Origin of the sequence: Agromyces binzhouensis (assembly GCF_042672355.1) — a bacterium.
GTDB classification, from domain to species: domain Bacteria; phylum Actinomycetota; class Actinomycetes; order Actinomycetales; family Microbacteriaceae; genus Agromyces; species Agromyces binzhouensis.
The window spans coordinates 17,931-36,570 of sequence record NZ_JBHXVJ010000009.1 but is presented as its reverse complement, the minus strand read 5'-3'; the positions used below and the strand labels follow the sequence as shown (position 1 = coordinate 36,570).

Genomic DNA, 18,640 nt, shown 5'->3' with positions numbered 1-18,640 from the left:
GCGGAGCCATGGCAGGGCGCGGCCCGGGTGGGTAAGGATCAGCCATGACCCGTTCTGACCTCGAGCCCACTCGGCCAGCGCCTGCACTTCCCAGAGCCATCCGGCCCCTCGTGATCGGGGCTGCCCTGTGCCTCTTGATCCTCTTCATCGGACAGTGGCCCCAAGCCTGCAACGGAGTTCAGGTGTGCCCGCCACTTTCCCTTCGACCTGGCACAGCCGCCGTCTGGGCCATGATCGTCGGGTTCACTGCCTTGGCTGCGAGCGTGGTACGCGTCACGATGCCCGCGTGGGCTGGTCGGACCGCGATGGGCGTGCTCATCGCGCTCGGTGTCGCCGGAGCCGTCTTCACGCTGCTAGTGACCGGCTTCTAGGATCACCACCGCATCGAGGGCGGCGCCTCCGAGCGGCGCTCCTGTGCGCTGAGGGATCGAGATCGGACATAGGGTCGAGGCATGAAGGAGGCGGCATCCTCAGCGCTCGGAGGGATCAGCGTCTTCGCGCTGCTTGTTGTCCGAGGCCTGCTTCTATGGATCGTCATCCCGGTCGGCTTCATCGCTTGGCTGCTCTTCGGCTGGGTCCTCGGAGTCGGACCCGGTCAGTTCCTCGGATGGGTCGACCTCAACCTAATCGCCGCACTCCAGCGGGTCCTTGTCCATCGCGTCAACGGCGAGTGGCCAATGCCACGAGTCGCTTTCGTGCCAATAGGCAAGCTGCGATCCATTCTTCATCGCGTTAGCGTGCTCGATCCCGTCTGAGAGAGTCGTCACTGAGGGATCGTCCGTGCATCGCTCGTGGACCGGCTACCGGACACGAGCCACATGCGAAGATTCTGGGATGCACCCGCTCCCGCCGCCGCATGAAGGCGCCCTACCTGGTTGGTACACCGACCCTCTTGCGGACGACATGCTCCGGTGGTGGGACGGATTAGAGTGGTCGGAGAGCGACTTCAAACTGGCTCGCCCGCTGGTGAGGACCAAGACGAAACGTGACCTGCTGCTAGGCCCCGTCGGTCGTCGCGGTTCGATCATCAACGTGGCGATGTGCAGCGGGCTCGTCCTCTTCGGGATCGCGTTCGCGCTCTACGGTCATCCGGCTGGATGGGGCCTTGCCGCTACGGCTGGCGTACTCGACGTGGTCTTCATCACAATCGCGGTTGTGGTCCATCGATTTCGCGTTCCGGACACGCTTCAGACACTGCTCTGGTCGAACCGTCAGCGGTGAGGGATCGTGGCTGCACGCAGACCGCGACGATCGGAAATGCCTCGGGCAGGCGACCCGTCGCCGAAGCGCTAGCGTCGAGGGACTGAGGAGGTCGAATGAACGCCGAATGGGACGAGTCGTTCTTCGAAGCGCAACAACAGGATGCGCGTGCCTACTGGGTCTGCTTCTGGACGGGGGACGACGTCGAGCAAGCGGCTCGGCATGATCCGCAACGAATCACCGGAGCGCGCTCGGTCGAAGAAGTTCTCGCCTGGTTGATCCGCGAGAAGGGCGAGCGTCACTTCGAGCTGTTCGTCGAGACCCTCGACCACGCTGAGACGCGGAGTCGGGATGGGTCGCACACCGAAATCTGGTTCGTCTCGCTGGAGACTTCCGCCCGGCCGGCTCATCCATCGCCATCTCGCTGACCAAGACGGGGTGACACGATCCCGCCCGAGGAGCACCGTCATTCGTGCGATGCGCTGAGGGATCGTCCATGCGCCGGCGGGTCGTGCTTGGGCCGACGAGCATTCTGGCCCGACTACGCTCTCACGCATGCCAAGACTCCCGAGCGCGACATTCGGTCGCGAACTGGCTCGGCCTCAGCGGGCCCCGCGTTTCCGACTCACTCGGGCCGTGCCGGTTCAGGTTCGAGTCGCCGCCTACATCGAGTTGGGGCTGGCGGCCCTCGGATTCATCCTCCTGGCCTTCAACCTCCTCTCCACCGACTGGAACGCGTACATCGCGGACTCGGTCGGGCCTTACGAGCACAATGGTGCGCAACTCGAGGTCACCCCTGAAGGCGCCGTCGCCACCGCGGTCGTAGGACTCGTCCTGGTTAGTGCCGGTGTCCTGCTCAATGCGGTCTTCGCGGTCGGGCTTCTACGCGGGGCGAACTGGGCTCGGATCTGGATCACTGTGCTGTTCGGGTTGAGTGTCATCGCGCAGTTCGTTTCCGCGCGAGACCCCGTCTCCGTGGTGACCGGGCTCTTGGAGCTTGTCGCGGTGATCCTGCTGTGGTTGCCGCCCTCAAATCAGTTCTTCCGATCCGTGAAGCAAGATCGGGCGATCCATCGCTCGCGGCGACTCGTATAGGGATCCCTCAGCGGGCTTCTTCGCGGGGTCTGAGAAGCAACCCGATGACGAGGACCAGGGCGCCGATGAGCGTCGAGACGACCGCGATGGCCAACACGGCGGCGTCTGCTGGAAGCATCGCGCACGCCGCCGGGGAGTCGTCATATGGACAGCTTCGCCACGGCTGGAACAGGTAGACGACGGTCACGATCCCGCCGACGAGCGCCACGCCGGCACCGGTCACGATCGTGAGAACCCTCGTCCGCTGCTGCATGATCCGACCCTACGGGCAGCAAGTGCATCGACGATCCCTGTCTGCGACGGAGGCGTGCCGCTCACTAGCATGAGCTGCACGTCGGTCACCACATGTCGTCGACGTGCCGGACGAGGACGCGGGGGTCAGCGATGCAGGTCAACGAAGTCTCCGAGACTTCCAGCAGTCGCGCGAGCAGTCGCGCTGGCCTGGCCGTAGATGCCGTCCTCGGCCTGGCGTCCGGCGTGATCCTGCTCGTGCTCGTTTCGCTCCTCGCGTCATTGAGTCTGGGCACGGCCGTGCCCCAGGTTGAGCTGAGGATTTCGGTTGGAGTCGCTCTCTCGGTCACGACTGTCGCGGCATGTGCAGCTGGATGGGCTCGGCCGCGAGCGTCGATCTCGGCCGGCGCGACACTGATCTTCGTCGGGCTGTTTGGACAACTCCTCGGCACGTCCGCAATGGGGGCTGACGGCGGCCTGTGGCCGATGCTGCAGTTCGGGTTGCAGACCTTCTTGGTACCCGTCCTGGGCGCGGCGCTGGTGACTCTGGGAGGCATCAGTCTCCGCCACCACCGCTGACCCAGATCACGGGAGCCAGTCCAGCCCAGCGCGTGCCGCATCCCGACGCCCCAACGATCCCTCAGTGCGAACGACCTCTAGTCGACTCTGCCGGCGTCACACGGCTTGTTCGACCCACGACCGGAGCGCGAGCGTGCATAGGGACGGGCGGACTGCGCCGAGGGGGCCGACCCGCGGCTCAGGCGAGGGCCAGATGCGCTTGGATGAGCGAACGTACGTCGTCTCGGGCTGCGGGCGTCAACGGCTCGCCGCTGGCAGCGCGTGCGAGCTGCAACGAGATCGTCGTCAAGTTGTCACGACGGTCAACGCGAAGCATGAAGTTGCCGGCTCCGTCAACCGTGACGCGATCCCACGGAGTCCTGGCAACCAAGATTGGGTCGTCCGCGGGTCCACTCCACAACTCGGCGGATTCCGGCGTGATCGCGAGTAACAGCGTGTTGCCGTATCGGGTCACGCGGCGCATGCGGGCATCGCGACTCCCCATCGTCATCGCCTTCCACTGTTCCGTCTCCGGGAGCAGAAGAGTGTTCCAATCCCTTGCGCGTGCGTCGACGCGCACGATGCATTCGACCTCGAAGCGTGAGGTGATCGATCGAGACAGTGCTCGCGTCTCGACTCGAACCCACCAGAACGCGAGTGGAAGTGCGGCCACTGGAGCGACGACCGTCCATGCAACGACTGCCCAGAACGGGAGTGGCGCCCTCATCATGGATAGCCCGAGGATAAGCACCGCACCGAGCCCGACGTAGATCGCCCCGAACAAGCTGACCCAGCGCGCCCGAAGGAAGTGCGTCATCTTGATGCTTGCCCTTCTCCGCCGGTCTCTAGGCGGCTGAAATCGTCGCACGAGATCCCGCACGGTCATCATTGCACTGTGGCCCAAGCAGCGCCGCGCTTGGCTACGAGATCGATCCCTCAACGAACGCCGACGGTCTGCCTGGGATGAGGGCGCGGCCAGCCGCATCGCCCTGTTCGGCGGGCCAGTCGGTTGAGGCTGGGGCTGAGATGCAGAGTGGGATCGTGAACTCGATCGCGCTGATCCGACAAGACCTGATGTGAGCGACGATGACGAGGTTCTCGAGCGGTCGGTCGATGAGCCGGCCGTGTTCGCTGAGCTGTTCGACCGGCACGCGGGCATGGTGCACCGGTACGTCGCGCGTCGGATCGGGGTGGGGGTAGCCGACGACATCCTGTCGGAGACGTTCCTGGTCGCGTTCGAGCAGCGCGAGCGGTTCGATCCGTCGCTGGGCAGTGCTCGGCCGTGGCTGTTGGGGATCGCGACGTTACTGATGAAGCGTCACGCGAGGTTGGAAGCGCGAGCCTGGCGGGGCATGGTCGCCGGCACGGCCGCCCAGATCGTGCCGGACGCGATCGAGCTCGCGAACGATCGCGTCGACGCGGCGCGGATGTCGCGGAAGCTTGCGGCCGCGCTGCGGTCCTTGCCGGCGCGCGACCGGGACACGCTGCTGCTGTACGCCTGGGGCGACCTCGACTACGAGGGCGTTGCTGCCGCGCTTGGAGTGCCGGTCGGCACCGTCCGCTCACGCCTGAATCGGGTCCGCCGCGTCCTGCGAGCCGCGGCCGGACGTTCTGCAGATGGAGAACCGGAGATGGACCATGGACGAGTTGACCCTGCTCCGCAACGCGTGTAGCGACGTGCCGCCGCCGAGCGAGGCGGCGCTGACCAACGCCCGCGCGGCACTGTTCGATCGCATTGCACTCGAGGTCGACCCGGGCGCTCGAGCCGCGCGTGTCCGCGCCGCGGGTCGGACGCGCCGGCTGGTCCGGCACCGGCCATGGCGCTCGGCCGGTTTTGCCGGGATTGGCACCGTCGCGGCGGCCGGGCTGATCGCAACGCTGGTGATGACGAACGTGGTCGGCCTCGCCGGATGGCGAGGCGGCGCGGACGCCGCAGCCGCCGCCGTCCTGCAGGAGGCATCCATCGCCGCCATTCGCAACGCCGACCCGGTCATCGCACCTGGCCAGTATCTGAAGGTGGAGACCACGGCCGTCTACGGCGCCACGGTCGTCGACGAGGACGGCACTGCCGCCAGCTACCTCACGATCACGGACGAGGACCTCTTCATTCCCGCCGACCGGGGTGACGAGTGGATCTGGTTGCGTCCGCTGTCGCGCCCGTACCAGACGTTCGGGCCGGAATCCGAGCGGTTCGCGGCCGCCTCGTGGGAAAGCGTGGTCGCCGAGCGTGGTGAGGACTACGTCGAACGACTTCGTGCGCCCGGCGGCGAGTTCTACGGATCGCCGAACCTGAACGACCCGGAGTCGCTTGCCGACCTGCCCCGCGACCCGCACCGGCTGTTGAACTACATCTACCGGACCACGATCGGGCAAGGCCCCTCGCCCGATGGAGAGGCCCTGGTCTGGATCGCTGACCGTCTTCGGATCGGTGCCATCCCAGCCGACCTGCGAGCGGCGATGTATCAGGCGGCCGCGTTGATCCCCGGTGTCACCGTGACCGAGGAGCAAGCAAACCTCAACGGCCGCACCGGCATCGCGATCGGACGCCTCGAGGGTGCGAACGGTCTGCGCCAGGACCTCATCATCGACCCGGACACCGGGCTGCTCATCGGCGAACGCGAGGTGCTCGTCGAGGACCCCGGCGACAGCACGTTCCCAGTCGGCACGGCAATCGCGTGGACCGCTGTCGAGACCTCGGTCGTCGATGCCGCCCCCGCCGGCGGGACACCGAACGGCGCCCTCGATGACGACGGATGCACCTCGACCGGCAACGGCTCGTTCGCCTGCCCATCCAGCTGACCGGATCTGAGAGGAATCACCATGATCCCCGCGATTGATGCCGCCGCAACATCCCTACCGCCGACGCAGCCGATCAACATCACCGCCTACCTCCCCGACCCGGCCGACGAGCCCAGCGGCTGACCACTCCACTGAGGATCCCGAACCGCGACGCGGCTGACCCTCCCTGAAGGAAGAGTTCTGCGCCGCTACCTCCTACGGTCGATCTGTCGGGGACGAGCGCGTCATCTGATGCAACGCAGGGTGAAGTCGGTGAAGACCAGGTCGCCCAGATTGGCGTTGAACACGAAGACGTACCGTAGTTGCATCCTCGAGCCGTCAGGATTCCACCAGTTGTCGATCACCGCTCTCTGTTCTGCTTCACCGTTGAACTGATCCGTTCGGACGCCCTGCTGCAAGACGTAGCCGCTGTCGGTCCATCCCGTACGCGAGAAGTGTTGGACCGTGCGCCCGTCGTGCACATGTAGGCGAAGAGAATACTCGATGGTCAACTCGTGGAGTTCGCCAGTACACGGATTCACGTCCGTGGGGGTAATTGAACCTTCGATCTCAACGGGCTCATCCGCGAGTGCGGTGCTCACCGGCACCGTCGTCAACACGATGGCCAGTGCGGATCCAGCGAGAACTCTTCCGATTCCCATTCCTGACAGCCCCCTCGAGGCGCCGGTCCACGGACCAGTTCCTGGTCGGACCGACACTCGGTTGGTTCCTCGCTACCACGTCACGACCGACCCGAGAAGGGACTTTGGTCTTGGCTTCAGGCGCCCCTCCACCACGCGGGGTTTGCGCGCGTGTCGGCGACCAACGGCACCGCCCGCGAGACGGTCCGTTGTCGATGCACCGACGAGCCCTCAGCCCGGCGTGGAGGCCGCGGATGATGTCGGGTGCCGGTCGTGGTCAGAGGTCGAGGAAGTCGCCGAGCCACATCCGCACGGCTTCGAGGCACTCGGGCGATACCTGACCCGAGATCCTCGTCAGCCGGTCACGCGAGAGGGTTCGCGGTTGCTCGGTCATGATCCATGACGGCCGATCGAGACCGCTGTGCCCGTCGACCCGGACGTGGTTGGGCCATCCGCGGTCGGTGGTCGTGATCGGCAGCACGATCGCGAGGGTCGTGACCGCGTCCAGGTATCCGGCGGAGGCGATCACGAGGACCGGCCTGTGGCCACCCTGCTCCCGACCACGAACCGGCTCGAGCGATGCCCAGGCGATGACACCGGGAGCGAGTTCCGCCTCGGTCACGACTGGGCGTCGGTCAACTCGGTGCGCTCCCAGTCCGCCGACTCCCGAGCGTGCGAGTCGGCCTGCGCGGCCGTCGACGCGGAGACTGCCGCCTTCAGGCTGCTCAGCCGCCACCTGCGGTCCTCCTCGTCCGCGAGATGCGCGAGGTGCGCGCCGAGGGTGAGCCCGTCGCGTGCCGCCTGCTCTTTGAGACGGTCGCGGAGCTCATCGCTCACCTTGATCGTCGTGGTCATACTCTGAGTATACCGCCGTGGCTGCTACGCAGGCGATCCCTCAGCGCGACTGTCGCTTCTGTCCAGATCGGTAATCTGGCGACAGCCATCGGATGCGGCGCCGAGCAGCCAGCAGCGCGAACGTGCGATGACGCAGGTGCGTGAACGAACCGGGGGGCCATGGGAAAGACTTCTGCCGGCAGTCGACGACGATGGCTCGTCTTCTTCAGCGTTCTCGGGAGCGCCACGATCTTGGCCATCTGGCTCAGTGTCTCCGTCACCTATGAGTTCCAGAACGCTCTCCCGCCCGGCTGCGAAGCATGCGGGTTGGCCGCAGCGGGTCTCGTTCCGTACTACGCGCTGAGCGCGGTTCTCGTGTTGACACTGTTCTTCGGCCTCCTGATCTGGCTCTATCGACGCACCGAGAGCCGGATGACGAAGGCCATGATGGTGGTCCTCGCGCTCATACCTCTGGCGGCCTTGGTCTACCTGATCGCCTTTCAGCTCTAAGCAGAGATGAGGCCGTCGCGGCTCGAGCTACGTCCGATGGTCGCCGCCGGCGACGCATGCGCGATCCCCAAGTGCGAACCATCTGATCAGGCACCCCTGGCCGATTCGAGTGTGCCGGTGTGAGGCGAGCGCCCTTTGACGCCGCCCATCGTGTTGTCTCGTTCGCGGTGGCGGCGCACTCAGGAGTCGGGACAGTGGCCGGCCACCCAGTCACGAGCTACCGCTTGTGATGATCCATCGCCGTGCCCCCCTTCCCTGTCGGGCGCCAACGGGCCTTCGTGGAAGTTGCCTTCTCGATCTCCCATCACGGCGAACGAGAGCGTGACCGCGGCACCGTCGGGAAGCTCGAATCCGTCGTTCACGGTCGTGAACCCACCTGTCGCGGAGCCGAACGTCCTCACGGCCTCCTGCCCGGTGAAGGCGATGATCACCGATTCCCCGGCGCTTGCGGTCGCGCCGCTCTGAACGATTGCGATCGGCCGGCTCGCGAGCTTGGTCGGCTCGGCCGGCAGCTCGCCCCAGACCTCATCTCTCCACGAGACCGAATTCGCATGTACCACGACCTCGGTCGTGGAACCGTCGCGCTCCCGGAACACCGCGACGACGCCGTCATCGAGCAACGGACTCAACGCCACGAGCATCACCCGTAGGTCACCCCCGGTGTTCGCACTCGCGTAGATGACCCATCCGCAGGTGGAGCGCGCCCGAGGCGACGTGAAGATCTCCGCTGCCGCCTCGAGATACAGGTCCGCCTCGTCCTGGTGCGCGCTGGAGAACCCGGGCACCACGACAGTCGCGACCGAGCCGTCGTAGCTCACCGTCGGAACCGGCACGTGGCCGGGCGGGTATCGCTGCTCCCACGCCGCGACATCTGCCGGTGTCGAGAAGAAGCTGTGGGCACCACCCGCGACCTTCGTCAAGGAAGAGAGCAGCCGGTAGGTGCCGGGGATGTTCTTCGCCGAGTAGAGATCCGGGAGCGCCTCAGCGACAGCCGCATGCCACTCCGGAGAATCCGCGTAGTACCCCTCATCAAGGCCCGTGATGGCCTGATCGACGTAGTTACGCACGCTCACCTCAGCCGACGGCGCGCAACCGCTCACGGTCAGCGCCAGCAACGCTGCGAGCCCCAACAGCGCTCCACGCCGAACGTGCCCTGCTCTCACACCAATCCGTCCCCAGTCTGCTCGGCTAGTCTCGACTCCGTCAGGCAAGGCTCGTACATGCCGACCCCGCCAACCGCACCCAGATGCCCGCGGCGCGCGAACGATCCCTCAGGGAGATGGGCGGAGCGCGTCGGACCAGACGGCGTGGTTGGTGTGGACGTACTGGGTCACCGCAGCCCAGTGGTCGCCGTGGCCGGCGGCGAACATGGATGCCCAGGGCTCGCGACCGGTTTCGTGTCCGGACCGCAGCAACTCGAGCATGGCGGCAGTGCGACGATGCATCACCGCAGGAAGCGCGTCCCGCAGCGCGGCGTCTGCACGGTACCCGTCGACGAAGGCGGCAAGGTCACCCGCGGCATCCTGAGGAGCACGGTCGACGTCCGACAGGGTGAACGATTGGGCTGCGTACGCGAGGTCCCACAGGCGCGTACTCGGCGCAGCCGCATCCCAGTCGATGAACACCCACCGCTCACCGACGATCAGATTCCACGGGGCGAGATCGTTGTGGCAGACCATCTCCGCTCCCGGTGCCGGTATCGCGGTCTCCCAGACCGCATCGCGGGCCGGGACGAAGTCGACGCTGGCGTCGTGGATCGCCCGCACGATGGCACCCACCCGGCGAAGCCCGGCGAGCGTCAGGCTCGTGTGCATCGCCAGCTGCCCCGGCACGAACTCGATGATCTGCCGACCTCGCTCGTCACGGCCGAACGGTACAGGCACGTCGACGCCGTGGGCTCGGACGACTCCCATGAAGGCGTGAACGCTCTCGCTGGATTCGGTCCACGCCTTGCGCACCGTGGACCCGACGCGGATGACCGCACCACTCGCATTGCCTCCCGCGAGATGCAACTCCTCATCCATGGATCGACGGTACCGCCGGCCCTGCGCCGAGTCAGACCAAGCCCAGAGCCGATCCCTCAGCGTGACTGTTGGTCCGGAGTCGAGCCGCCTTCGAGGAGGATGCGAGCGTCCTTGCGAATGAATCCGGTCAGCCGCCCTCAGCGGCAGCCGACCTCAAATCACTCAGCGTCATGACGTCTTCGGTCGTTCCCGCGAGTTGCCGGGCAAGAGGGCGGAGCGCCTTGGTCCGTTCTTCGTCGACGAGATCGCCCTCTGCGTCGAGCGATCGCCACGTCTTCCATTGGTCGTGGCCAAGCAGGGCCGCCCGGAGGTTTCGTCCGCGCCCCGCGAATCCGAGCTCGGTGAGCTCCGCGTATACGAGGTTGATGACGTTTTCGCGACTCATCTCGGTGTGAACCTACCCAGTCATGGGATCAGCCTTCGCCGTCCAGTACCCGGTCCGCCGGCGACGCACGACCGATCCCTCAGCGCCACAATCAGGCGGCTACCCTCGCGCGCACTCTTATGTATCATCTGACTGATACATAACCAATGGAGGTGCGCGTGTCATTTGGTGTGCTGGTCTGGATGGAAGAGATCGTCGTCGGCATCGTCGCGCTGGTCCTGCTGGGCTTGCTGCTGATAGGAGTGCGCGCTTCCCGGTTGACCAGCGCGAGCCAATCGTGGGTCGGACGGGTCGCGTCCGTGATCGCCGTGGCCGGCGTGATCGCGTTCTGGTGGCAGCGGTGGTCGGCGTACTGGTTCGGCACCTTCGATGAGGGTCCGGACTGGCGGTACGCGTTCCCGATCATGGCCGCGATCGCCGCGATCGCCGTCATGGCACTCGCGGGTGTGCGCCCGGTGCAGGGCCGGTCGCTCGGCGAGGTCGACCTCGCCCCACGCTCGCTCTGGTCATTCGGTGCCAGGTCGTGGTTCCTCGGATGGTCGGTGGTGACCGTGCTGATGGCCGCCACGGTCGTCCTCGCCGGGTCTGCGTCATCGGCCGGGGAGGACGGCCGCTACACGATGTTCGTGATCAAGCTCGGCGAGAGCACCGCGGGGACCTCGTTCTTCGGCTGGACCTACGGCACCCCAGTGCTGGTCGCGCTCGGCATCCAAGTGGTCTTGGTGCTCGGCGCGCTCTGGTTGATCGCCCTGCCGGCCGTCCCGGCCGACCCGATGCGTCGGGAGCTGGACCGCGCCGGACGCCGCAACCGCACCCGGACGGTGCTGGCCCTCGCGGCGGGCGCGACCTCGTTCACGCTCGGCCAGTCCTGGCTGTTCATCGGCCGGTCCGCACAACTCGGCGCCAGCCTGTCCGGGTACGACGGCACCCGCGTCGACGTCGGAACCTCGTTCGCGGCGCTCGCGCTGCCGTTCATGATCCTCGGCCTCCTCCTCGAGGGCATCGGTGTTGCGTTGCTCCTGCTGCCGCTGCTCCAACCACGGCGACGGCAGGTCCGGGTCGACCTGCCCCGGCCCGCCGCCGACGCGCCAGCAGCGCGAGTCGCCTGATGGTCGCCATCGACCTCAGCGGGGCATCACCGCCCTCCGACCAAATCGCCGGGCAACTCCGCGCACAGATCATGACCGGCCGACTCGCACCAGGCGAACGACTCCCCACCGTCCGCCAACTCGCGCGAGACCTCGGCGTCGCCACAGGCACCGTCGCGAAGGCCTACCGGCTGCTCGAAACCGAGGGCCTGGTGCATGCCAGAGCCCGTGCCGGCACCATCATCAACGCATCGCCGCGCGCGCTCCCCGCGGATGTCCTCACGGCAGCGCGAGCCCTTCACGACACTGCCATTCGCCACGGGCTCGACCGTGAGCAGGCCATCGCCGCCCTCACCGGCATGTGGGATCCGCAAGACCATCCCGCCCCGTGACGATCGTCCGTGAGATGTCGCGTCACCGTCGGGGCAGAGTGGCCAACTGGATCGGCGAGGGCGGCGGGCGTCATGGGACCGGTGATCGGCGGTGGGGTCTTGGTCGCCCCAGGTGTCCTACTTGTCGTATTCCGTGAGCGGGCAGCGCGATGGAACCGTCGAGAATCGATGCGCTCCTTCGGACGGCTGGCAGCTGGGGTAGTGAGGAACTCGACGGCATCGCGGATGGTTCTCACCGGGCTCACCGCGATCTCGATCGGGATCTGGCTCGTAATCGCGCGACCAAGCTCTTGATCGTGGTCTCGGCGCGACGAGGCAGGTCGCGCGGTCTACGCTGGCCCGATGGGCGAGGTGCTGGACGAGGGGCCGTTCTACCACGGCACGAAGGCCGAGCTGCGGGTCGGCGACCTGCTCACGGCGGGGTTCCGCTCGAACTACCGCCCGGAGGTGGTCATGAACCACGTCTACTTCACTGCCCTTGCGGATGGTGCCGGGCTCGCGGCCGAACTCGCCGCAGGCGACGGCGAGCCGCGCGTCTACGCCGTCGAACCGACCGGTCCGTTCGAGGACGACCCGAACGTCACCGACAGGAAGTTCCCCGGCAACCCGACCCGGTCCTACCGGAGCACCGAGCCGCTGCGGGTCGTCGGCGAGGTCGCCGACTGGACCCGGCTCGCACCCGACGCGCTGCGGGCGTGGCGGGAACGACTGGCCGTGCTCGCCGCTGACGAGCAGGGCGAGATCATCAACTGAGCCGTGACGCCGCCCACCGGCATCCGCCCGTCGCGATCAGCGCAGCAGGTCGAGGTACCCGTCGAGCAACCGGGTCAGCCGGTCGGCCGCGGCGCTCGCCGGGGCGACGACGGCGATGACCTGCACGCCGTCGAGCATCGCCATGAAGTGGTCGACGACGACGGGGATGTCGACGTCGTCGCGGATCTCGCCGAGGCGCTTCGCATCGGCGAGGTGGCTGCCGATCTCGACTCGCCACTGGTCCATGGTGCGCTCGTGCAGGGCGAGTAGGTCGGGTTCGTTGGCCGCGTATTCCCAGAAGGGGATGACGATGCGGGCCTCGAGGATCCGCTCCTGGTCGAGAGGGAAGATCTGCAGCATCAGCTCGCGAAGGGCGGCCATGCCCTCGAGGTCGGCGCGCACGGCTGCGAAGCGCTCGTTCGTCGCCGCGAAGACGTGCTCGAACGTCGCCCCGATCAGCTCCTCCTTGTTGCGGAAGTACGGGAAGAGCCCGCCGTTCGCGACACCCGACGCCCTGGCGATCTCGCGCATCGTGGTGGCGCGGAAGCCCTTCTCGGCGATGAGGCGCCAGGTCGCGTGCACGATCTCGAGGCGGCGCGCGTCGTGGTCGACGATCTTCGGCATGGTCCCCTCTCGCGACGCCGCGGCGTCGGGGTCAACGATACGCGCCGCGACGGGCCCCAGCTCGGCATGCCGAGACGGGTGCGCGGTGCGACCGGGCGCGACGAGGGCCGGGAGCGCGATCGCGCCCCCGGCCCGTCCCCTGCGCGCCCCCGCGGGCGCTGCCGCGGTCAGCCGTTGACGACCTGCGGCACGCCGAGCGCCTTGAGGCCCTCGACGCCGAACTCGAGCCCGTAGCCGGACTGCTTCGCGCCGCCGAAGGGGGCCATCGGGTGGACCGCGCCGTGCGCGTTGATCCACACCGTGCCGGCCTCGAGGCGCGCGGCGATGCGGCGCGCTTCGTCGCGGTCGGTCGACCACACCGAGGCGCCGAGCCCCACCTCGACCCCGTTGGCCATCGCGATCGCGTCGTCGAGGTCGTGGTAGCGGATGATCGGCAGGGCGGGACCGAACTGCTCCTCCTGCACCAGGGGCGAGCGGTCGTCGATGTCGGCCACGAGCGTCGTCGGGTAGAAGTTGCCCGGCTGGTCGCGATCCGGCTCCCCGCCGAGCAGCACGCGGGCGCCGCCCGCCTTCGCCGACTCCACGAGGCGGTCGACGACGTCGAACTGCTGCCGGTTCTGCAGCGGCCCGAGCACGTTCGCCTCGTCGAGCCCGACGCCCATGGGCATCGCCCGCGCGACGTCGACCAGGGCCTCGCACACCGCGTCGTAGACGTCGTCGTGCACGTACAGGCGCTTCAGCGCGGCGCAGGTCTGCCCCGTGTTGATGAACGCGCCCCAGAAGACGCCCTCAGCGATCGCCTTCGGGTCGACGTCGGGCAGCACGATGCCGGCGTCGTTGCCGCCGAGCTCGAGCGTGAGCCGCTTGACCGTCTCGGCAGAGCTGCGGATGATCGCCTTGCCGGTCGCGGTGGAGCCGGTGAACATCACCTTGCCGACCGACGGGTGCGACGCGAGCGCCGCGCCGACGTCGCGACCGCCCGAGACGACCTCGACGACGCCTGCGGGCAGTACGCGGTTGATGACCTCGATGAGCGCGAGCACGCTGAGCGGGGTGTACTCGGACGGCTTCACGACGACCGTGTTGCCCATGCGGAGCGCCGGCGCGACCTGCCAGACGGTGATCATCTGCGGCCAGTTCCACGGACCGATCGCGCCCACGACGCCGATCGGCCGGTAGTGCAGCTCGGCGCGGGTCTCGCCGTCGTCCACGACGACCTCGGCCTCGAGCGGCGTCGCCGCGGCAGCCCGCATCCACCCGGATGCCGCGCCGACCTCGAAGCGCGCGTTCGGACCGTTCAGCGGCTTGCCCTGCTCCCGCGAGAGCACGTGCGCGAGGGCCTCCGCCTCGGCGTCGATCGCGTCCGCGGCGAGCATGAGCAGCTCGCTCCGGCGCGCATGGCCGAGCGCCGCCCAGGCCGGCTGCGCGGCCTCCGCGCGGGCGATCGCCCGCTCGAGGTCCCCGATGCCGTGCACCGGGGCGTGTCCGACGAGGCCGCCCGTCGCCGGGTCGAGGATCTCGCGCCGCTCGCCGTCGCGCGGCGTGATCTCGGCGAGCAGATCGGCGTGCGCCTCCTCGAGGACTGGGATCGGGCTGTTCATGGCACCTCCACGTTGAGTTGGGGTTCCACGGTAGGCAGCGGACCGCCGGTCGGCGTTGCCCGTCCGCGCGACGCACTTGGACCTCGGCGCACGAAGCGCGGCGCGCGGCCGGCGACTATGGTGTCAGGGTGTCCAGTCGTCCGAGCGGATCCGAGTCGAGCGGCTACTGGTACGGGTCGGACGAGACGCGGCTCGGCAGCGTCGACGTGCTCAACCTGCTCCGTCGGTACCGATCGGCCGACCAGGAGATGCGTCGGCGCACGCGGGACTCGATGGGCATGGGCGAGACCGACCTCCTCGCGCTGCGCTACGTGCTGCGCGCCGAGCGCGAGGGCGAGATGCTCACGCCCGGGGCGCTGGCGAAGCTGCTCGGCATCTCGACGGCCTCGACGACCGTGCTCATCGACCGCCTCGAACGGAGCGGTCACCTCGTGCGTCGGCCGCACCCGACGGATCGCCGTTCGCTCGTCGTCGCGAGCACGACCGACAGCGATGAGGAGGTTCGGGCGACGCTCGGCCGGATGCACCGGGCGATGATCGAGGTCGCGGACGGGCTCGACCAGGACGAGCTCGCCGTCGTGGCGAGGTTCCTCGCCGGGATGATCGAGGCGTTGGAGCTCGTCGACCCGCACGCGGAGGCGGAGGAGGCCGCCGGGGAGTCCACTGCCGCGGTTGCGCCCGCGGACGACGACGCCGCCCGGCACCGGGACGGTGCGGGCGGCGAGTCGAGTTGAGCGTCGTGACCGCGCACGCGCGGTCACGCACCGGCGGTCAGGCGCTCCGGTTGCCGGTGAGCATCCGGACGAGCCAGACGATGACCGCCAGGACGAGCAGGACGATGCCGACCCAGAGCAGGAAGTTCAGCGACTGCACGAAGCCGCCGGTGAACAGCAGGATGATGGCGATGATGCCGACGATGATGAGCAGGGTGTTCACGGGAGTGCCTTTCTGAATGGCGATGACGCCGTGCGGCGCACGGCGGGTCGGGAACCTTCGGGCCCCGGGGGACTCGCGCCCCCCGGGGTCGTCCCCCCGGTCGTGATCGCCCGCGAAGCGGTCGTTCCCTGATATGCGATCACGTGACCAGCATCCCGTCCGAGCCGCCGGGACGTCCAGCCATTCCGGAGGCGGCCCGATTCCGCTATTGTTCGCGCGCCCGAGACGGGAGCACCGGGTCCGACCGGTGACGATGCTCGCTCAGCGCGGATCAGAGCCCGAGCCGGCGGAAGACTCGCTTCACTCCTCTGGGCAGGCGACGGCCGTAGATCCTCCGCATCAGGTATCCGGCGAGCACCGCCTTCTGAACGGCGGGAAGTGAGCTCCGCCGGATCTCCGCGACGCCGGATCTCCGGAGCGCCGCGACCTGGTCGACGTCGTGCGGCCAGGTCTTCGACAGGCTGCCGGCCTTGTAGTACTTCGTGCAGAGCACCTCGGGGACCCGTACGAACTCGCCGATGAGCGAGAGTCCGAGCAGCCACGTCCAATCCGCGGAGTACTCGCCCTGCTCGTTCGGGTGGATGCCGCCCACCGCGCGGAACGCCGTCGTCCGGAAGAGCCCGCGATTCGGCACCCACCAGAAGCCCGGCCGGCGGACCATCACCCGGCCGCGTTCGACGGGGGACCGGAGGCCGTCGAGCTCGTCGAACACGTGCAGCTCGATTCGCCCGTCGAGCTCGTGCACCTGCATGTCGGTGAACGCGAGCACCGCATCCTCGTGGGCGTCGAGCGCCGCGACGAGCCGCTCGACGTAGGTCGGAGCCACGACGTCGTCATGGAACGCGAAGAACTGCAGTTCCCCGGCCGCGCGCCCCATGAGGTCGTTCGAGTTGCGCAGCCAGCCGAGGTTCGCCTCGCGCTCGACGATGCGGGTGTTCGGATGCTGCTCGGCGAAGCGGCGGACGACCTCGAGCGTCGCATCCGTCGATCGGTCGTCGCCGATCAGGATCTCGAGGTTCGGCCAGGTCTGGGCTGCGAGGCTGTCGAGCGTCCGCTGGATGAACGCGGCCCCGTTGTACGTCGGCACGAGCGCGGTCACGAGCGGGCGCCAGGACGCGGCATCCGTCGTCGGCGTCGGTTCGCTCATCCGGCGATCTCCTCGGCGAGGATGCGCGCGCTCCACGGTGCGGTCGAGTACTTCCCCGTATCGACCGAGTGGTAGCTGCCGCGCCGTCGCACGCCGTAGCGATCGCGGCGATGCAGGCCGGACCTCGGGTCGTCGAGGGCGCCCTGACCCTGTGCGAAGACGAACCCGCCGTGGACGACGGTCTCCTCGGCGTCGTCGAGCACCTCGTCGATGCCCGGCACCAGCACGCCGAGCGCCGAGCGGACCCGTTCGACGAAGGCCGTGGCCTCGTCCCCGGTCGGGAGCTCCGGCTGAGGAAGCTCGAGGGCGCCGCCCTGGGCGAGGAGGCCCGCGGGATACCACGAGAGGTAGAAGTCGCGGTCGGTGTAGTTCTTCACGTCGCCGAACGGACCGACGGCGACGAGGGCGCTCGGGACCCGGTGCGGCGTGCGCGTGCGGGCGAAGACGCAGAGCCGGTACCGGTGGGTCCACGGCGGGTCGGGGTCGACGCCCGCTGTGACGTCGACGGGCAGTCGCCCGTTCCAGAGTGCGTTGACCACGACATCGGCGACCTCGTCCTCGTCGTCGTCCGTGCGGATGCGCCATCTTCCGTCCTCGGAGCGCAGCGGTTCGGCGCCGACGACCGTCGTGCGGGCGCGGAGGGTCACGCGGGGTTCGTCGGCGACGGCCGCAGCGAGTCGGTCGGCGAACCACCGGGTGTCGACCGACCGCTCGGGAACGCGGAAGCCCGCGACGATGCCGTCGCCGGCGATGGCCGCGAGTTCCTCCGCCCCGAGCTCGGTGACCCGCGCGTCGGACACGTCGACGAGGTACCTGGCCGCGTCGGGATGGCGCCGGACGAGCTCGCCGATCGCATCGAACTTCCGCCGCATCGTCGCGGCGTCGACGACCGAGTCGCGGTGGAGGAGATACACGTCGTCCTCGCGCGTGACGTGCCCGTCGAGCTCGGAGCCGATGAGCTCACGGGCGCGATCGCCGAAGACCAGGCTTCCCGGGAGGATGTGCTCGGCGGTCGCCGTGGTCGGATCCGCGCCGTAGAGGAATCCGAGGTGGATCTTGCCCTCGTTCCACCGGCTCGTGGCCGACATCGGGGCTGGCTCACGGTCGATGAGGGTCACGTCGAGCCCGCGGCGCGCGAGTTCGATGGCGGTGGCGGTGCCCATGATCCCCGCGCCGAGGACGGCGACGCGGCGACGCGTCACGAGGCGTCCCCGTCGGTGCCGTGATCGTGGTCGAGGTACTCGCTCCGGTCGTACCCGCCGTCGGCGAGGACGATGAGCGTCGAGCCGTCGTCGAGGTAGGTCTGCTGGGCCCAGACACCGGCCTCGACGAGCACCGCCGGTCGTGCGTCGTCGAGGGTCAGCCGGGACGATTCGCCGCGATGGCGGAACTCGACCTCGACGCTCCCGCTCGCGCGGAAGAGCACCTGCCGGACACTGCGATGCGCGTGGCCGCCGCGCACGGCGCCGGCGGGGGCGCTCACGACGAAGACGCGCGCGACCGCGAACGACAGTTCCGCGAGCACGAGTGGCGTGAGCGTGCCGCGGTCGTCGACGAACCGATCGAGCGTGAGCGGACGCACCGCGCCGCCCAGCAGCGATGCCGGCCACGACGCTGCCCCGACGGTCGCTCCGGCGTCGGGGTCGACATCGTGAACCGCGGTCGCATCGACGCCGACGGGCTCGGGGTCAGCTGCCATGCGCTCCTCCACGGACGGGAACCCTGCCGGTTCGCGCGGTTCACCCGACCGGCCTCAGGGCATCGACGATATCCGGTCGTCCCGCGACGGGACAATGGCGAACCGAACCGAACCGGACCGGACCGGACCGGACCGGACCGGACC

At 68.4% G+C, this 18,640-nt stretch carries 26 protein-coding genes; 12 read left to right on the top strand and 14 right to left on the bottom strand.

What is annotated here, in order from left to right:
* The first annotated feature begins 452 nt into the window (after positions 1–452).
* The 4 genes from ACFVHK_RS15240 (at position 453) to ACFVHK_RS15225 (ending at position 2,295) form a co-directional block, all read left to right on the top strand.
* On the top strand, positions 453–755 hold the full coding sequence (locus tag ACFVHK_RS15240; protein WP_376929565.1) for a hypothetical protein: 303 nt from the start codon (positions 453–455) through the stop codon (positions 753–755).
* A 79-nt stretch (positions 756–834) separates the two neighbouring features.
* Entirely contained in the window at positions 835–1,221 is a 387-nt protein-coding gene (locus tag ACFVHK_RS15235) for a DUF2510 domain-containing protein (protein WP_376929564.1), read from the top strand.
* A 95-nt stretch (positions 1,222–1,316) separates the two neighbouring features.
* Positions 1,317–1,628, top strand: coding sequence for a hypothetical protein (locus ACFVHK_RS15230; RefSeq protein ID WP_376929563.1), 312 nt, complete (start codon positions 1,317–1,319; stop codon positions 1,626–1,628).
* A 208-nt stretch (positions 1,629–1,836) separates the two neighbouring features.
* Entirely contained in the window at positions 1,837–2,295 is a 459-nt protein-coding gene (locus ACFVHK_RS15225; RefSeq protein WP_376929562.1) for a hypothetical protein, read from the top strand.
* Positions 2,296–2,302: 7 nt separating this feature from the next.
* On the opposite strand, the gene ACFVHK_RS15220 is transcribed toward ACFVHK_RS15225, so the two are convergent.
* Positions 2,303–2,548, bottom strand: coding sequence for a hypothetical protein (locus ACFVHK_RS15220; protein WP_376929561.1), 246 nt, complete (start codon positions 2,546–2,548; stop codon positions 2,303–2,305).
* 131 nt (positions 2,549–2,679) lie between these two features.
* Between ACFVHK_RS15220 and ACFVHK_RS15215 the strand changes: the two genes are divergently transcribed.
* Positions 2,680–3,105, top strand: coding sequence for a hypothetical protein (locus ACFVHK_RS15215; protein WP_376929560.1), 426 nt, complete (start codon positions 2,680–2,682; stop codon positions 3,103–3,105).
* Positions 3,106–3,283: 178 nt separating this feature from the next.
* On the opposite strand, the gene ACFVHK_RS15210 is transcribed toward ACFVHK_RS15215, so the two are convergent.
* Positions 3,284–3,901 carry a hypothetical protein gene (locus ACFVHK_RS15210; protein WP_376929559.1) on the bottom strand — a complete coding sequence of 206 codons (618 nt, stop codon included), beginning with the start codon at positions 3,899–3,901 and terminating at the stop codon, positions 3,284–3,286.
* A 259-nt stretch (positions 3,902–4,160) separates the two neighbouring features.
* Between ACFVHK_RS15210 and ACFVHK_RS15205 the strand changes: the two genes are divergently transcribed.
* Positions 4,161–4,757 carry an RNA polymerase sigma factor gene (locus tag ACFVHK_RS15205; protein WP_376929558.1) on the top strand — a complete coding sequence of 199 codons (597 nt, stop codon included), beginning with the start codon at positions 4,161–4,163 and terminating at the stop codon, positions 4,755–4,757.
* Complete coding sequence (locus ACFVHK_RS15200; RefSeq protein ID WP_376929557.1) at positions 4,723–5,883, top strand: CU044_5270 family protein; 1,161 nt, start codon at positions 4,723–4,725, stop codon at positions 5,881–5,883. Before ACFVHK_RS15205 ends, ACFVHK_RS15200 begins: the two co-directional genes overlap by 35 nt.
* Before the next feature lie 224 nt (positions 5,884–6,107).
* On the opposite strand, the gene ACFVHK_RS15195 is transcribed toward ACFVHK_RS15200, so the two are convergent.
* The 3 genes from ACFVHK_RS15195 to ACFVHK_RS15185 all read right to left on the bottom strand — a co-directional run bounded on the left by ACFVHK_RS15195 (position 6,108) and on the right by ACFVHK_RS15185 (position 7,358).
* Positions 6,108–6,464: a hypothetical protein gene (locus ACFVHK_RS15195; RefSeq protein ID WP_376929556.1), complete on the bottom strand. Its 357-nt coding sequence runs from the start codon at positions 6,462–6,464 to the stop codon at positions 6,108–6,110.
* A 316-nt stretch (positions 6,465–6,780) separates the two neighbouring features.
* Complete coding sequence (locus ACFVHK_RS15190; RefSeq protein WP_376927034.1) at positions 6,781–7,125, bottom strand: type II toxin-antitoxin system PemK/MazF family toxin; 345 nt, start codon at positions 7,123–7,125, stop codon at positions 6,781–6,783.
* Positions 7,122–7,358 (bottom strand): ribbon-helix-helix protein, encoded by a 237-nt coding sequence (locus tag ACFVHK_RS15185; protein ID WP_376929555.1) that lies wholly within the window; start codon positions 7,356–7,358, stop codon positions 7,122–7,124. The genes ACFVHK_RS15190 and ACFVHK_RS15185 overlap by 4 nt, the downstream gene beginning before the upstream one ends.
* Positions 7,359–7,517: 159 nt before the next feature.
* Here ACFVHK_RS15185 and ACFVHK_RS15180 point away from each other — a divergent pair, with 159 nt between their 5' ends.
* The gene (locus ACFVHK_RS15180; protein WP_376929554.1) at positions 7,518–7,847 is read left to right on the top strand and encodes a hypothetical protein; all 330 of its coding nucleotides are present in this window, start codon (positions 7,518–7,520) and stop codon (positions 7,845–7,847) included.
* Between the two features lie 179 nt (positions 7,848–8,026).
* Here ACFVHK_RS15180 and ACFVHK_RS15175 read toward each other — a convergent pair whose 3' ends face one another.
* From ACFVHK_RS15175 to ACFVHK_RS15165, 3 genes are all read right to left on the bottom strand, one after another.
* Positions 8,027–8,977, bottom strand: coding sequence for a S41 family peptidase (locus ACFVHK_RS15175; RefSeq protein ID WP_376929553.1), 951 nt, complete (start codon positions 8,975–8,977; stop codon positions 8,027–8,029).
* A 141-nt stretch (positions 8,978–9,118) separates the two neighbouring features.
* Positions 9,119–9,871, bottom strand: a complete 753-nt coding sequence (locus tag ACFVHK_RS15170) for a phosphotransferase (protein ID WP_376929552.1) — start codon at positions 9,869–9,871, stop codon at positions 9,119–9,121.
* Positions 9,872–9,998: 127 nt separating this feature from the next.
* Positions 9,999–10,256, bottom strand: coding sequence for a hypothetical protein (locus ACFVHK_RS15165; RefSeq protein ID WP_376929551.1), 258 nt, complete (start codon positions 10,254–10,256; stop codon positions 9,999–10,001).
* 158 nt (positions 10,257–10,414) lie between these two features.
* Between ACFVHK_RS15165 and ACFVHK_RS15160 the strand changes: the two genes are divergently transcribed.
* From ACFVHK_RS15160 to arr, 3 genes are all read left to right on the top strand, one after another.
* Complete coding sequence (locus tag ACFVHK_RS15160) at positions 10,415–11,365, top strand: hypothetical protein (RefSeq protein WP_376929550.1); 951 nt, start codon at positions 10,415–10,417, stop codon at positions 11,363–11,365.
* The gene (locus ACFVHK_RS15155) at positions 11,365–11,736 is read left to right on the top strand and encodes a GntR family transcriptional regulator (protein WP_376929549.1); all 372 of its coding nucleotides are present in this window, start codon (positions 11,365–11,367) and stop codon (positions 11,734–11,736) included. Before ACFVHK_RS15160 ends, ACFVHK_RS15155 begins: the two co-directional genes overlap by 1 nt.
* A gap of 342 nt (positions 11,737–12,078) precedes the next feature.
* A complete protein-coding gene (gene arr, locus ACFVHK_RS15150; RefSeq protein ID WP_376929548.1) occupies positions 12,079–12,489 on the top strand; it encodes an NAD(+)--rifampin ADP-ribosyltransferase in 411 nt (136 codons plus the stop codon).
* A gap of 36 nt (positions 12,490–12,525) precedes the next feature.
* Here the strand turns inward: arr and ACFVHK_RS15145 are convergent, their stop codons facing one another.
* Together ACFVHK_RS15145 and ACFVHK_RS15140 are read right to left on the bottom strand one after the other, a co-directional pair.
* The gene (locus ACFVHK_RS15145; RefSeq protein WP_129235265.1) at positions 12,526–13,113 is read right to left on the bottom strand and encodes a TetR/AcrR family transcriptional regulator; all 588 of its coding nucleotides are present in this window, start codon (positions 13,111–13,113) and stop codon (positions 12,526–12,528) included.
* Positions 13,114–13,280: 167 nt separating this feature from the next.
* Positions 13,281–14,714, bottom strand: a complete 1,434-nt coding sequence (locus ACFVHK_RS15140; protein WP_376929547.1) for an aldehyde dehydrogenase family protein — start codon at positions 14,712–14,714, stop codon at positions 13,281–13,283.
* A gap of 128 nt (positions 14,715–14,842) precedes the next feature.
* On the opposite strand from ACFVHK_RS15140, the gene ACFVHK_RS15135 reads away from it, so the two are divergent.
* Positions 14,843–15,448, top strand: a complete 606-nt coding sequence (locus ACFVHK_RS15135) for a MarR family winged helix-turn-helix transcriptional regulator (protein ID WP_376929546.1) — start codon at positions 14,843–14,845, stop codon at positions 15,446–15,448.
* 37 nt (positions 15,449–15,485) lie between these two features.
* On the opposite strand, the gene ACFVHK_RS15130 is transcribed toward ACFVHK_RS15135, so the two are convergent.
* The 4 genes from ACFVHK_RS15130 to ACFVHK_RS15115 form a co-directional block, all read right to left on the bottom strand.
* Positions 15,486–15,650 carry a hypothetical protein gene (locus tag ACFVHK_RS15130; protein ID WP_376929545.1) on the bottom strand — a complete coding sequence of 55 codons (165 nt, stop codon included), beginning with the start codon at positions 15,648–15,650 and terminating at the stop codon, positions 15,486–15,488.
* 271 nt (positions 15,651–15,921) lie between these two features.
* Positions 15,922–16,797 (bottom strand): glycosyltransferase family 2 protein, encoded by an 876-nt coding sequence (locus tag ACFVHK_RS15125; protein ID WP_376929544.1) that lies wholly within the window; start codon positions 16,795–16,797, stop codon positions 15,922–15,924.
* Positions 16,794–17,999, bottom strand: coding sequence for an NAD(P)/FAD-dependent oxidoreductase (locus tag ACFVHK_RS15120; protein WP_376929543.1), 1,206 nt, complete (start codon positions 17,997–17,999; stop codon positions 16,794–16,796). The genes ACFVHK_RS15125 and ACFVHK_RS15120 overlap by 4 nt, the downstream gene beginning before the upstream one ends.
* Positions 17,996–18,496 carry a sugar 3,4-ketoisomerase gene (locus ACFVHK_RS15115; RefSeq protein WP_376929542.1) on the bottom strand — a complete coding sequence of 167 codons (501 nt, stop codon included), beginning with the start codon at positions 18,494–18,496 and terminating at the stop codon, positions 17,996–17,998. The genes ACFVHK_RS15120 and ACFVHK_RS15115 overlap by 4 nt, the downstream gene beginning before the upstream one ends.
* Positions 18,497–18,640: the final 144 nt, after the last annotated feature.